The sequence below is a fragment of the Anoxybacillus sp. TBDG-1 genome, from assembly GCF_054815885.1.
Map to the genome: position 1 here is coordinate 1 of NZ_JBTZSY010000057.1, position 12,492 is coordinate 12,492.

A 12,492-nucleotide genomic window follows, 5' to 3' on the forward strand; every position below is an offset into this window, starting at 1 on the left:
CTTTATAAATAATGAATAGATTATTTATAAAGTTTTGTAAGTTTTCTGTAACGGGCGAACAATGAAGCCGATTCGTTTAACGATTGCAGGGTTGCATAGTTTTCGCCAAGAGGAAACGATTGATTTTGAGAAGCTATGTGAAGGGGGTCTATTTGGCATTTTCGGTCCGACCGGAAGCGGCAAGTCGTCAATTTTAGATGCGATGACGCTCGCGTTATACGGAAATGTCGAACGTGCCGCAAATCAAACAAACGGCATTATGAATCACGCAGAAAACGAGCTATTCGTTTCGTTTACGTTTGAATTGCAAAATGCGAAAGGAGTCAAACGGTATACGGTTGAGCGCTCATTTAAGCGTGCGGATGCGTTGAGAATTCGTTCTGTCGTCAGCCGCTTTATCGAAGAAGGAACGGAGCGCATCGTGATCGCCGATAAAACACGGCTTGTTGATGAGCAAGTGAAACAGCTGCTCGGTTTAGAAATGAAAGATTTTACAAGGGCCGTCGTTTTGCCACAAGGAAAATTTGCGGAATTTTTATCGTTAAAGGGAGCGGAACGCCGTCAAATGTTACAACGGTTGTTTCATCTTGAGCGATATGGTGATGAATTAAATAAAAAGTTAAAAAATAAATTAGCCGAAGCGTCAGCGAAGCTCGAAGCGATTAAAGGGGAACAAGCTGGGCTTGGCGATGCGTCCAAAGAACAAGTCGAAAAACAAAAACAGGCGCTATCAGAAAAAAAGGGGGCTCTTGAACAAGCGAAAAACGCATTGCGCGACGTTCATGAACGATATGAAAAAGAAAAGCAATTATGGCAATGGCAATGTGAAAAAGAACAAGTGGAACAACAGCTTAACAACTGGCGCGAACAAGAAAAACAAATACAGCAGCTTGAACGAATGTATGAGCGAAGCAAAGAAGCGGAGCGGCTCGTGCCGTATATTGAACAAGTCGAACGAAGCATACGTGAGGCTGCACATTGGCGACAAAAAGCGAGCGAACTAGCCGATCAATTGCAGCAAGCAAGCGCGATGTATGAACAAGCAAGCAAGCAACACGAACAGTTGCGTGCGAAAAAAAACGAAGAAGAGCCGAAATGGCTGAAAAAACAAGAGCAGCTTAAACAAGCGCTACAAACATTGGCGTTTATGCGCGCGCTTGAACAGGAACAGGCGAAAACACGTGCGAGTTTGCTAGAAATGGAGCAAAAAGAACAACAAGCGCGCCAAATGGTTGAAACGTGCACAAAAGAATATACGACATGGAGCGCAAAACAAGCGGAGCTAAAAAAACAATGGGAAGAAAAAAAAGTAGACGCACATGTCAAAGAGCGATTGGAGCAAGCGCATGAAAAAAAGAAACATATACAATTGCAACAACAAGCGCTTGAAGAAATAGAAAAGGAAAAAGAAGAAAAACAGAAAACATATGAAACGATGAAGCGAACATATGATGAAGAAATAAAGAAAATAGAACAATATGAAGGGCGTTTATTAGCAGAGTTTCATCATATCGAATCGTTATATCACCGCGTATGCGAACGAGAAAAACAAGCGATGGTGCTCGTCTACAAATGGAAGGAAGAAAAAAAGCAAATCGAAGCTGCACGACTGCACGATTTAGCTGCAACGTTAGCGGAACGTTTGCATGACGGTGATCCTTGTCCAGTTTGTGGTTCGACGCATCATCCAAATCGGGCAAAAAGACAACAGATGGCAATTAATGAACAAGCGCTAGAACAAATCGATCGTTCCGTTCAAATGGGGGAACAACTCATTGCGGCTATGCAACAAGTGAAAATGCAAGTCGAACAACTAGCTGAACTGATGGCGCGTCAGTCGTTGCCACAACGTGTCGACGTTGAAAAAGCGAAACGTGAAGTTGAAGAAACGCCTCTTTCCACTTTCAAAGAGATCGAAGTCGAATTAAAGGCGTTGCAACAAGATTATATTGCATGTCGCGATCGGATATATCGCTATATCGAAAAATGGAACGGGCAAAAACAAAAAGGGCAACAGTATGCATATCAAATGGAAACCGTTCGTCAACAAATCGCTCAATTAGAGAAAAAATGTGCCGAGCGACGCATGCGCATCGAACAAGAAAAAAAGATGTGGTATGAGGCGTATCCAGATGTATCGTTTGAACAAATTGATGTGTTAGTTAGCGCTCTTCGTGAAAAGGAACGAGAAACGCAACAGTTGCAACAGCGCATCGAAAAAAGCATCACGGTGTTAGACGATAAACGGGCTGAACTTGAGCGTTGGAAAGAAACGTATCAAACAGTCATGAAACAAAAAGCAGAGCGTATGACGGAATGGAATATGCAACAACAACAATACGAACAATATAAACGAACGCTGCCTGAAGGAATAGACGAAGAAAGTGTACAACAACAGCTCATTCATCTCCAACAAGCGCTTGAGCGTGTAAAGCGAGAAGAAGAAGAAGCATATGCACGATGGACATCATTGCAACAACAATTACAAATGTTACAATCGGAAAAACAAGCCGCAGACGTCGCTTTACAAGAAGGAGAGAAGCGAAAACAAGAAGCGGAACGAATGTTGGCAGAACAATTCAAAAAAAGTACTTTGAAAACGGTGGATGATGTGCTTGCGTCCCGCTTAGATGAACAAACGAAACAACAAATGGCTCACGACATACAGCAATATAAACAAGTGCTGATGAAGCTAGAAAACGAATGGCAGCGTTTAAACGAAGCGATGAACGGCGTGGCGATAACGAAACAGCAATGGGAAGAAACGATGCGTGAGTACGAAGAAGTGAAGCAACGAGTCGATGAGCATATGCGGCAACTCGGCTCACTTGAAGCGATCGTCTCTGACTTGGAAGCGAAACATGTGCGCTTTGAACAATTGCAACACGAACGAGCGCAATTAGAGAAGATGGTCAATCAGTATGAAGAGTTGCAAAAAGTATTGCGCGGCAACAGCTTTGTTGAATTTATTGCTGAGGAACAGCTCGTTCACGTGACGCGCTATGCCTCCGAAAGACTTGGAGAATTAACGAGACGACGATATGCAATTGAATTAGATTCGGAAGGCGGCTTTGTCATTCGTGATGACGCAAACGGCGGTGTACGTCGCCCGGTGACGACGTTATCTGGTGGAGAAACGTTTTTAACATCTTTATCGTTAGCGTTGGCACTATCAGCGCAAATTCAATTGCGCGGAGAATATCCGCTTCAATTTTTCTTCTTAGATGAAGGATTCGGCACGCTCGATCAAGAGTTGTTAGATGTCGTTATGACTGCATTAGAACGATTGCGTGCAGACAATATGGCAATTGGGGTCATTAGCCACGTTCAAGAATTGCATGCACGCATGCCGAAACGGTTGATTGTCAAGCCAGCAGAACCGTTCGGAAAAGGAACGACGGTTCAACTTGAAGTGATGTAAAGGAGAATGGAAATGAAAGGGATGTGTGAACTTTGCGGAAGAGAAGATGTCGTATTAACTGTTCATCATTTAACACCAAAAGAGTACGGCGGCACAGAAACAGCAAAGTTGTGCATCCCGTGCCATAAACAAATTCACGCTATATATACGAATGAAGAGTTAGCAAGTCGGCTTTATACGATTGAACGGCTACAACATGATGAACAAATTGCGTCATTTGTTCGCTGGATTCGCAAACAGCCAGCTGAACGAATACCAAAAATAAAAAAAGCGAAGCGGCAAAAGCGTTAAGCATTGCCGGCAACGTTTTGATCGAATACGTCAGAATCAAGCGTGTTCGTTAAGCTAATGCCGTTGTTAGCGATAATAAAGTTTCCGGTATTAAACGCACCAGCACCAGCAAATGTTTTTGACGATATTTTCGGTGATACATACAACGTATCGCCAACTTGCATAACTGCACCACTAGCGACAAGGTTAATTTTAATCGGACCGACGAGGGCTGGCATGTTGTTCTCTCCTTTCTAGTTGCCGAATATGTTTCACGCGCGAATTCGCCTCTACTGTTTTTGTTGAACCGATATGCACGACGGATGTAGAAGAAATTCCGATTACACGGACGGAATGAACGGCGATGAGTGGACAATCGTGCAGCGTATAATGACAAACATTCTCATCGTCAGAAGGTGGAAACGGAATCGGTTTTGTAAAGACCGGAAAGGTAAGCGGAAATTCCCGACTATCCACATATTCGAGTTGTCGCTGAACAGCAAGCGCTCGTGCAGAAAGACGAACTTCTTGGCTGTCTCCAATTTGTACGACGGAACTAAAGGAGACAGCATTTGCCCGCAGAAAGTGGACGACGGAAAGGCGGCTCATCGCTTTTCCTCATTTTTTTTATTGTTTTGTTTTTGTGAAAACGGACCGATAATTAACGATTCCGGCGGTGTATCAAATGCAGAAGCTAATTGAATCGTTTCGCTATCACCAATTAATACGAGCGAGGCGCTCGCTACTCCTCCGATGGCGATATGACCGACGGATAAATGATGATTCACAACTGTCATATTCATTCGTTCGTCTCCTCTCGTGGTAAATGTTTTAAAAATGTGTCAATGGAATGTTCGATATCCCTTTTTAAATAAGAAATGATCGTTTGTTGTAGTGCATCATTTTCTTGTTCGTTGTCTCCGGATTGGCGCAAGTAAAAATGAATGCGATCATCAATTTGCCGCGCAATATCTTGTAATATAAATTGGCGATATGCTGAATCGAGCGAACGTCCATACGTTTGTTCGATGCGGGCGATGATGTGTTCGCCTTCTTGTTGTAAATATTCGTGAACAGCCGTTTGAATGTTACGAAAAAGTGGGATCGGTTGTGGAACGATTGTTTGACTTTGGGGGACAGCGAAATTTTCAATCGTGTCTTCTCCGAACGTTGCGGGATTTAAACCGATGTTTAACGTTCCTTCTAACGTTTCCACTTTTAATTGATCGAAATGATATTCAATTTTTTCAATCGTTGTGTGCGGCTTTTTTTTTAGCTGTTCATATTGTTGTTGTAGATCGTTTACTGCTTGTTCAAGCAATTGCATTTTTTGTTGTTGCCATTTTAAATACGTTTCGAGTTGTTTAAAGTAATCGTGCCACATATATGATGCCTCCTTCTTTGCCGACCCTTTTATTTTCTAATGTATGGTCGAGTAGAAAGAAGTAGCACTGTTTTATACAGGGGATTGAAGTGGAACGAACGGTCCTTCTTCTCCTTGAATATTAATTTTTGCCTCCGGAGCAGGTTGTGTAAATTGCCCGGTATTGCTTAACGTGGCGAGTGGTTGTACTTTTCCAGTCGTTCCGATTTGAAGAACGGATGAGTTCGTGAGTGAGCCGATTTTTAATTGATGAATGGAAATCGTTTGTTGAATGTAAAAGTTCATGTTCCCACCTCGCTAGGCGTTTCCAGCAATATTGCTATCGGCAATATCGCGGTCGTTTGTATTTGTGTTGCTATATTGGTTGTAAATACGCAGACCATCTCCCGTATTAAACGAACCAGCTCCAGCAAATGTTTTCGCAACGCTATACGGGGAAATCGCAAATACATCGCCGATATGAAACACACCGCCACTTCCGATGCTGTTAATTTGTACCGCTCCAACAATGGCTGGCATCGGCTATCCCTTGCTTTTTACGTTGCCATCGGCGATGTCTGGATCGATCGTATTTGTAAAGCTAATAAACGTATTCGTTTGTAAAAAGTCCCCTGTATTTCCACCGCCAGCACCTGCAAGCGACTTCGATGAACTTTTTGGAGCGATTTGCAATGTATCGCCGAAATTGACAGTCGCGTCGCTACTGACGTTCGTAATTTTAATCGGACCTGCAATATAGGAAGGCATGGTCATCGTCCTTTCTCTCATTCTTTCCCTTACCCAATTATATGAAAACAATGAAAGAAATGTGCTCCATAAAAAGAAAGATGTGTTATAATATTTCTGAAAAATGATAATTTTTAGACATATAAATAAGGGGGATTGGGGATGAACGTTCCATTAGTATTAACTCATTTTTTAGATCGCGCCGTATCGCTTTATGGTGATAAAGTTGGCGTCATTAGTGAGGGAAAATCGCTCATCTATCGTGAGCTTAATGAGCGCGTCAATCAATTGTCGCACGGGTTACGCGATTTAGGGGTGAAAAAAGGGGATCGTGTCGCTTATTTAGCGCCAAATACGTTAGAAATGCTAGAAGGGTTTTACGGTGTATTTCAAACAGGAGCGATCATGGTACCGCTCAATATTCGCTTAAAACCAGATGATTACGTATTTATTTTAAACCATAGCGAAAGTAAAGTGTTGTTCGTTGATTATGAGTTGTATCATTTAATTGCACCAATTAAAGACGAACTACAAACGATTGAGCATATTATTGTGCATGGGAAAACGGACGACATTCATGAAATCGCTTACGATACATGGCTTGCTCAATATACGACAGAGCCGTTTGCTCGTCCAGATATCGATGAAAACGATGTATGTAGTTTGTTATATACGAGCGGAACGACAGGAAATCCAAAAGGGGTGATGCTCACACATCGCAACAACTATTTGCACGCATTAAGCACGATGCACCATTTGCGCGTGTCAGACCGCGATGTGTATTTGCACATTTTGCCGATGTTCCACGTAAACGGATGGGGGGCGCCGTTTTACTATACAGCAAACGGAGCAACGCACGTTTGCTTGCGTAAAGCCATTCCTGAAGTCATTTTCGAATACGTCAATAAATATAAAGTGACAGTTATGCATATGGCGCCAACGGTATTAAATACGTTGCTGCAATATTATGAGCAACATGTGCCAACGATCGAGCATAATGTGCGTGTCGTCATTGCAGGTTCTGCTCCGCCGCCAGCATTTGTGACGCGCGTGGAAAAAGAATTAGGTTGGGAGTTTATTCAAGTGTACGGGATGACGGAATCATCACCGTTAAGCACTGTATCGACAATTCGCTCGCATCTCAGTCATTTACCGTTAAGTGAACAATATCGCATGAAAGCGAAAGCAGGTTATGCGATGATTGGCTGTGAAGTGAAAGTCGTCAATGAGCATGGCGAACAAGTGCCACAAGATGGAAAAACGATCGGAGAAGTGATTGTGCGCAGTAACGGTGTGATGGCAGGTTACTGGAAAAACCAAGAGGCAACGATGGAGACGATTCGCAACGGTTGGCTGCATACAGGAGATATGGCGACGATTGATGAATATGGAAACATCGATATCGTTGATCGGAAAAAAGATATTATTATTAGCGGAGGGGAAAACATTTCATCGATTGAAGTGGAAGGGGTGTTGTACGAGCATCCAGCTGTGTTAGAGGCGGCAGTGATTGCTGTTCCGCATGAAAAATGGGGCGAAACCCCGCATGCATTCGTCGTCGTCCGTCCGGGAAAAGAAGTGACAGAACAGGAGCTCATTGCCTTTTCACGTGAAAAACTTGCCCATTTTAAAGCCATTACCGGTGTGACATTCGTTCAAGAATTGCCAAAAACCGCATCAGGAAAAATTCAAAAAGTACATTTACGCAACGAATATTGGCAATCAATAGGGAAGACAGGAAGATATGTGAATTAGAAATAAGTGCTAGCTAAACTAGCACTTATTCTATGAGTTTTAGTCGCATCGCAGCAGCAATTGCACCAGCTCTTGAATTGACATCCAGCTTTTCAAAACAAGAAGAAAGATGGCGCTCTACTGTACGTTTACTTATGTTAAGTTTTTCGCTTATTTGTTTATTTGTACAATCGTTTGAAATCATTTGTAAAATACGGATTTCTATATCATTTAATTTACAAAAAGAAGAAGGGGGAGTGGTCAAAAATAAAGTTTGTCCATTAGCTACTTGTTTCAAAATAGTTGTTAGTTGTGTTTGAAACATCTCACTTGTTACGATAGCGGATATCCCAGCTTCATACGCCATTGGAACGAAAGTATGGTGATAACAAGTACATATAATTATAAATTGAACTGCATTGGCACTTTCTTTTGCACTTCTAAGCCATTCAATAGTTTCTATATCAAGGAATGGAATGTGTATGATTGCGACATGTAAAGGGATATGACTTATGTACTCATCTAGTTGATTACTTATGCAGCAGAGGACTTTTATGTTGTGTTCATTTTTTAATAGTGATTTTAGACCAAGCAGATAAATAGGGTCGTAGCTTGTTACTAATACGCGAATGTCCATTCCGTTTCCTCCTTTCTGATACTGTATTTTACTTTTTTTGATAAAGATGTTCAATATTTTTTTGGAAAAAGACGTATTTGCGACAAAAATTGGCGTGAAATACGGATTTTTTATTTTATTGTTTTTGATAGAATGAGAGACAGGAGTTGGATTTGCTCCCTATTTTGTAGAAACTGACACAGAAAGGGACGTGAATACCGTGTTAGCACTAATCAAAAAGATTGCTCAATACTTAGTGAAAAACTGGGATAAACTAGCGGAGTGGATTAAAAAGGCTATTATATCAATTGCAGGTAGCGCAATTGTAGATGCGATTATCAGAGGAGTAGAAGCAGTTATTTCATACTTATCTAGCTTACCATCAACAGTTATTGAATACATCGCAAAGTTGTTAGGATTATAGTATTCATTAAATAAAACATCTATGAGTAACTTTTGCTCGCTATAAAATATGAAGATGACTGCCTATAGGCTGGCTATTGTCACAAAAAAACACTAGGTAAGGGAAGTTACCTAGTGAAAAGTAAAAGGAGCAAATCCACTCCCTTTCCTCTTGGGTCAAATTATATCATAAGATTATGGTGAGTTCAATGAATAAAGATTTTGGATTAATTGTTAATAATTTCACTAAAATTATTCAAGGTAAAAAAATATTTGATAAAGCACAACTATGTATAGAAAACGGGCAAATTGTCCATTTAGGTGGAGAAAATGGAGTTGGTAAGACAACTTTTTTAAACTGTTTGGCTGGATACGATACTTTTGAAGAAGGGGATATTTTTATTGTAGGTCATAATTTTAGAACAATAAAAAGGGAAGTATTGAGAGAACTCATTTGTTTTGTACCTAGCAGTAACTTTTCCTTTTGTGATTTACTTACTCCAACAGAGTACTTTTTATTTGTGAGAAACTTTTTTAGAAAAAGTGATTATTGTAAGGAAAAGGAATTAATTGAAAGACTTTATCTTGAGCCACACATAGATAAGCAAATATTTCATTTATCTTTTGGTACAAAAAAGAAAGTTGTATTTTTGGCAGCTTTATTAGCTTGTCCACGCTTGTTAGTGTGTGATGAGATTTTTGAGGGATTGGATTATAATTCTGTAAAAGAAGTAAGAAAAATAATACTCGAACGTAAAAAAAGTGGATGGATGACAATATTTACAACACATATGAAAGGCGAAGTAACTGATATGGTAGATCGCTCTTATATTGTCAAGGAAGGAAAGATACTAAGTATGAATGGAAACTAGTATGGAAGTGGAGAGAATGATAAAGGCGTATATGATATACTATCGCTTATATAATAGATTTATAGAGAACGAAAACAATAAGTTATATGCGTGGTTTTTTTCATTGTTCTTGAATATTATCCTTGCACTTACTTTATACAAGTATGATCAAAATATAGTACTAAAAATAACACCATTCATTTTATTTTCATTACATATAGTAGGTGTATTGACTGAAAAGGGGGATATGACAAAAAGATTTTTAGATCTAATATATACCACTTCTTTGTCAACATACATAGTCTCGTGTTTAAACATTATCTGCAGAATCTTTTCAAGAGATATGATACGTTTTTACATTTTGAATATTGTTGCTTTTTTAGTTTTAGATGTGCCTTTAAAACTAGTTTTATTATATTTTTTTAGAATATTTTCGTTTTTGTCTTTTATTCCGTTGTTGGAGTATATGTTTATTTTGAAGGTAACATTGCGAGTCTATCATATATTGTTTATTCCTATTGTATATTTTCTGTTGAACATGAATTTTTTTTATATTTCAGCAAGTTATTTTGATGCTTTTGTTGCTTTTAGTGCTTTTCTCTCTCTTGCATTACATTTGTTTTTTGTCGATAAGTTATTATCTATCAAGTATAGTAATAATATGTTAGATTATACCTTTCTATATATAATTTTTATAAAATGGGTAAGCGCACCCGTCACCCGTACAATTCTAATACTTTTCCTTAGAGATAAAAAAACTTTTTACGAATTTGTTTATATGTATTTGTTTTTACTTTCTTATGCTTTGTACCTATATAAAAATAATATATACAAGCTGGAATTTATTGTTTTTTATTTTATATTTCTGGTACATTTATTTACTTATTATGAGATAAAATTGAGACGAAAGGTAAGAAAAGTTGATCTATTTGTTCAGTTTTACCATATAAATGAGCATGTCATAGAAAAGAGCTTCAATTACCTAGCTCTGCTTTTCAATCTAAAATTCACATTGTTTTTTATCATTGTGTGTGCTTTTTTTATAGGTTTTAAGTGGTTAATTTTCATAAAAATATTGAGCTACTTTTTTATGTTCACAGGTTGTTTATTCCTAATAGGTGCAAGAAAAAGAAAGTATATGTCCTTTCTGAAATATGTGTGCTCTTGTATGGTTATAGGGTCTTTCATTTTAAATTCATTCTAAATACTCTAAATGGGGAAGAGGGAGTTTTATGAACTATGTTTTGTTATCTATCTTAATTGTTTTATATCTTTTGTTTCGAAACCATCCACCATATAATTTTATTTTTGCGACAATAATGTTTATACAACTGCTCTACATGTTAGTAAGCAAGCTAAAAAAGAAAGAGTGATAAACTTATGTGGGCCATTTGCATTCAAGAATTCAAATCTTTATTTAAAACGTGGAAATCTATATTTGTTATTATTTTGTTTTTGATAGTTAGTTTTTTATCGGGAAAATTTTTTTCAAATCATCAAACATTATTGATGAATAACGATGATGTGCCTGTCTTTGTTTCAAGCATTCGAGCGCTTGTGCTATTTTTGGGAACACTGTTTGTGATGGCGTTATCACATGATTGTGTAAATAAGGAGATAGAGCATCAAACGATGCGTTTGCTAGTAACGAAATGTTCACGTGATGCTATCATTTTCGGAAAGTTTTTAGGGATTTTTTTCTTTTGGGGAGTTTGTTTGCTCATCTCTATTTCGATTGTTAGTTTATACGCAAACCAATTTTATATAATGGAGTTGATAAAGCTTTTATCATTTTTAAGTTTTATTATTGCAATTGCTATATTACTTTCGTCCTTTGTGCACAGACCTAATCATACGATGTTCTTTGGCATGTTAATAGGTTTGTTTATTCCTATTATTGGTATATGGTCTCTTTTTGATGCTCGAATAAGCATATTGAAGTATATTTTTCCTTATTATTACATTATGAAGAATGGGTTGTATAACTTTGTTCCGTTACTGTTTTCTTTTCTTATTGTGTCACTTGTTAGTTTGTACATGAAAGGAAGAGACTTTTAATGAATAGTATTGAAGTACATGAATTAAAAAAAAGATATAAACATGTGTTAGTTGTAAAAGGAGTGTCATTCCATGTTCAGAAAGGAGAAATTTTTGGTTTTTTAGGAAAAAATGGGGCTGGTAAGTCAACAACAGTAAACATGTTGACGGGGATATGCTTTCCTACAGAAGGGAAATTTTTTATAAATGGAATCAGTCATCAGAATATGGATGAGATTAAAAAATGTATAGGAGTCATGCCGGATGTGAACAATTATTATCTTCATATGAATGCGGTAGAGCATTTGAAGTTTTTTGCTCAATTGAAGCGGACAAAAGTGAAAAAAGAGAATATATATGATTTGTTAGAACAAGTTGGGTTAAATGGACATGAGAAGAAAAAAGTCGGACATTATTCGTTCGGAATGAAGAAAAAACTCGGCATTGCTCAAGCGTTAATTGGGAATCCGGAAGTAATATTTTTGGATGAGCCGACTTCCGGACTCGATCCAGAGTCAGCATTCGCGGTTCAAAATATGATCAAGCGCTTATCAAAGCAAGGTCTAACCATTTTTATGACATCACATAACTTACATGAAGTTGAGAACATTTGTGATCGAGTAGCAATTATGGAAGATGGACTAATTTCAAAAATTGGAACGATTGAGGAATTACAAAAGATAGGAATGCGCCATACTGAAATACTTATAAAAATAAAGGGAGATCATCATTATGCTATTCACTGTTTAAAGGAAGCAATAAATAATGAGATAGTGGACATATATAATGATGGAGACTATATCTACTGTTCTTTGCATCATGAAGATGTAATTCCGACATGCGTACGCATTTTATGTGAAAATGGAATAAATGTATATGAAATAAATGTAAAGAAACGTTCAATGGAAGATGTATTTTTTGAATCATAAGCAAGTGAAAAATATGAGCCGTTGTCGATTGACAGGCGGCTCTTTTTTCTTTACGCTGAAATGGAAAAGGGGGTTAGTAACTGTTAAAATATTTTTGTGAAAATCCATAAAACTCTATATAC

Annotated in this window: 15 protein-coding genes; 7 read left to right on the plus strand and 8 right to left on the minus strand. The window is 38.1% G+C overall.

Annotation, left to right across the window (positions count from 1 at the left end):
• Window positions 1–61 precede the first annotated feature (61 nt).
• Window positions 62–3,421, plus strand: a complete 3,360-nt coding sequence (locus tag ACYQY7_RS12615; RefSeq protein WP_461202554.1) for an AAA family ATPase — start codon at window positions 62–64, stop codon at window positions 3,419–3,421.
• A gap of 12 nt (window positions 3,422–3,433) precedes the next feature.
• Window positions 3,434–3,712 carry an HNH endonuclease gene (locus ACYQY7_RS12620; RefSeq protein ID WP_461202556.1) on the plus strand — a complete coding sequence of 93 codons (279 nt, stop codon included), beginning with the start codon at window positions 3,434–3,436 and terminating at the stop codon, window positions 3,710–3,712.
• Here the strand turns inward: ACYQY7_RS12620 and ACYQY7_RS12625 are convergent.
• From ACYQY7_RS12625 to ACYQY7_RS12655, 7 genes are all read right to left on the minus strand, one after another.
• Window positions 3,709–3,930, minus strand: a complete 222-nt coding sequence (locus ACYQY7_RS12625; protein ID WP_032100839.1) for a spore germination protein — start codon at window positions 3,928–3,930, stop codon at window positions 3,709–3,711. The genes ACYQY7_RS12620 and ACYQY7_RS12625 overlap by 4 nt on opposite strands.
• Window positions 3,905–4,300, minus strand: a complete 396-nt coding sequence (locus ACYQY7_RS12630) for a spore germination protein GerPE (RefSeq protein ID WP_461202558.1) — start codon at window positions 4,298–4,300, stop codon at window positions 3,905–3,907. The genes ACYQY7_RS12625 and ACYQY7_RS12630 overlap by 26 nt, the downstream gene beginning before the upstream one ends.
• Window positions 4,297–4,494 (minus strand): spore gernimation protein GerPD, encoded by a 198-nt coding sequence (locus tag ACYQY7_RS12635; protein ID WP_461202560.1) that lies wholly within the window; start codon window positions 4,492–4,494, stop codon window positions 4,297–4,299. Before ACYQY7_RS12635 ends, ACYQY7_RS12630 begins: the two co-directional genes overlap by 4 nt.
• Entirely contained in the window at window positions 4,491–5,075 is a 585-nt protein-coding gene (gene gerPC, locus ACYQY7_RS12640; RefSeq protein ID WP_461202562.1) for a spore germination protein GerPC, read from the minus strand. Before gerPC ends, ACYQY7_RS12635 begins: the two co-directional genes overlap by 4 nt.
• A gap of 72 nt (window positions 5,076–5,147) precedes the next feature.
• Window positions 5,148–5,360 carry a spore germination protein GerPB gene (locus ACYQY7_RS12645; protein WP_006319008.1) on the minus strand — a complete coding sequence of 71 codons (213 nt, stop codon included), beginning with the start codon at window positions 5,358–5,360 and terminating at the stop codon, window positions 5,148–5,150.
• A gap of 12 nt (window positions 5,361–5,372) precedes the next feature.
• Window positions 5,373–5,594, minus strand: a complete 222-nt coding sequence (locus tag ACYQY7_RS12650; RefSeq protein ID WP_461202564.1) for a spore germination protein — start codon at window positions 5,592–5,594, stop codon at window positions 5,373–5,375.
• 3 nt (window positions 5,595–5,597) lie between these two features.
• Window positions 5,598–5,822: a spore germination protein gene (locus tag ACYQY7_RS12655; protein WP_009361956.1), complete on the minus strand. Its 225-nt coding sequence runs from the start codon at window positions 5,820–5,822 to the stop codon at window positions 5,598–5,600.
• A gap of 141 nt (window positions 5,823–5,963) precedes the next feature.
• Between ACYQY7_RS12655 and ACYQY7_RS12660 the strand changes: the two genes are divergently transcribed.
• Window positions 5,964–7,556, plus strand: coding sequence for a long-chain-fatty-acid--CoA ligase (locus ACYQY7_RS12660; RefSeq protein WP_461202566.1), 1,593 nt, complete (start codon window positions 5,964–5,966; stop codon window positions 7,554–7,556).
• A gap of 25 nt (window positions 7,557–7,581) precedes the next feature.
• On the opposite strand, the gene ACYQY7_RS12665 is transcribed toward ACYQY7_RS12660, so the two are convergent.
• Window positions 7,582–8,172, minus strand: coding sequence for a helix-turn-helix transcriptional regulator (locus ACYQY7_RS12665; protein ID WP_461202568.1), 591 nt, complete (start codon window positions 8,170–8,172; stop codon window positions 7,582–7,584).
• Window positions 8,173–8,371: 199 nt separating this feature from the next.
• On the opposite strand from ACYQY7_RS12665, the gene ACYQY7_RS12670 reads away from it, so the two are divergent.
• From ACYQY7_RS12670 to ACYQY7_RS12685, 4 genes are all read left to right on the plus strand, one after another.
• A complete protein-coding gene (locus ACYQY7_RS12670; protein WP_021093996.1) occupies window positions 8,372–8,575 on the plus strand; it encodes a hypothetical protein in 204 nt (67 codons plus the stop codon).
• Between the two features lie 187 nt (window positions 8,576–8,762).
• Entirely contained in the window at window positions 8,763–9,425 is a 663-nt protein-coding gene (locus ACYQY7_RS12675) for an ATP-binding cassette domain-containing protein (RefSeq protein WP_461202570.1), read from the plus strand.
• A gap of 1,359 nt (window positions 9,426–10,784) precedes the next feature.
• On the plus strand, window positions 10,785–11,462 hold the full coding sequence (locus tag ACYQY7_RS12680) for an ABC transporter permease (RefSeq protein ID WP_461202572.1): 678 nt from the start codon (window positions 10,785–10,787) through the stop codon (window positions 11,460–11,462).
• Window positions 11,462–12,370 carry an ABC transporter ATP-binding protein gene (locus ACYQY7_RS12685; RefSeq protein ID WP_461202574.1) on the plus strand — a complete coding sequence of 303 codons (909 nt, stop codon included), beginning with the start codon at window positions 11,462–11,464 and terminating at the stop codon, window positions 12,368–12,370. Before ACYQY7_RS12680 ends, ACYQY7_RS12685 begins: the two co-directional genes overlap by 1 nt.
• Window positions 12,371–12,492 lie beyond the last annotated feature (122 nt).

Excerpts from the sequence above, each read along its gene's own strand:
- ACYQY7_RS12625 (WP_032100839.1), bottom strand. The coding sequence starts at position 3,930 with ATGCCAGCCCTCGTCGGTCCGATTAAAATTAACCTTGTCGCTAGTGGT.
- ACYQY7_RS12620 (WP_461202556.1), top strand. The coding sequence starts at position 3,434 with ATGAAAGGGATGTGTGAACTTTGCGGAAGAGAAGATGTCGTATTAACT.
- gerPC (WP_461202562.1), bottom strand. The coding sequence starts at position 5,075 with ATGTGGCACGATTACTTTAAACAACTCGAAACGTATTTAAAATGGCAA.
- ACYQY7_RS12635 (WP_461202560.1), bottom strand. The coding sequence starts at position 4,494 with ATGAATATGACAGTTGTGAATCATCATTTATCCGTCGGTCATATCGCC.
- ACYQY7_RS12655 (WP_009361956.1), bottom strand. The coding sequence starts at position 5,822 with ATGCCTTCCTATATTGCAGGTCCGATTAAAATTACGAACGTCAGTAGC.
- ACYQY7_RS12660 (WP_461202566.1), top strand. The coding sequence starts at position 5,964 with ATGAACGTTCCATTAGTATTAACTCATTTTTTAGATCGCGCCGTATCG.
- ACYQY7_RS12645 (WP_006319008.1), bottom strand. The coding sequence starts at position 5,360 with ATGAACTTTTACATTCAACAAACGATTTCCATTCATCAATTAAAAATC.
- ACYQY7_RS12615 (WP_461202554.1), top strand. The coding sequence starts at position 62 with ATGAAGCCGATTCGTTTAACGATTGCAGGGTTGCATAGTTTTCGCCAA.
- ACYQY7_RS12675 (WP_461202570.1), top strand. The coding sequence starts at position 8,763 with ATGAATAAAGATTTTGGATTAATTGTTAATAATTTCACTAAAATTATT.
- ACYQY7_RS12680 (WP_461202572.1), top strand. The coding sequence starts at position 10,785 with ATGTGGGCCATTTGCATTCAAGAATTCAAATCTTTATTTAAAACGTGG.
- ACYQY7_RS12685 (WP_461202574.1), top strand. The coding sequence starts at position 11,462 with ATGAATAGTATTGAAGTACATGAATTAAAAAAAAGATATAAACATGTG.
- ACYQY7_RS12650 (WP_461202564.1), bottom strand. The coding sequence starts at position 5,594 with ATGCCAGCCATTGTTGGAGCGGTACAAATTAACAGCATCGGAAGTGGC.
- ACYQY7_RS12630 (WP_461202558.1), bottom strand. The coding sequence starts at position 4,300 with ATGAGCCGCCTTTCCGTCGTCCACTTTCTGCGGGCAAATGCTGTCTCC.
- ACYQY7_RS12665 (WP_461202568.1), bottom strand. The coding sequence starts at position 8,172 with ATGGACATTCGCGTATTAGTAACAAGCTACGACCCTATTTATCTGCTT.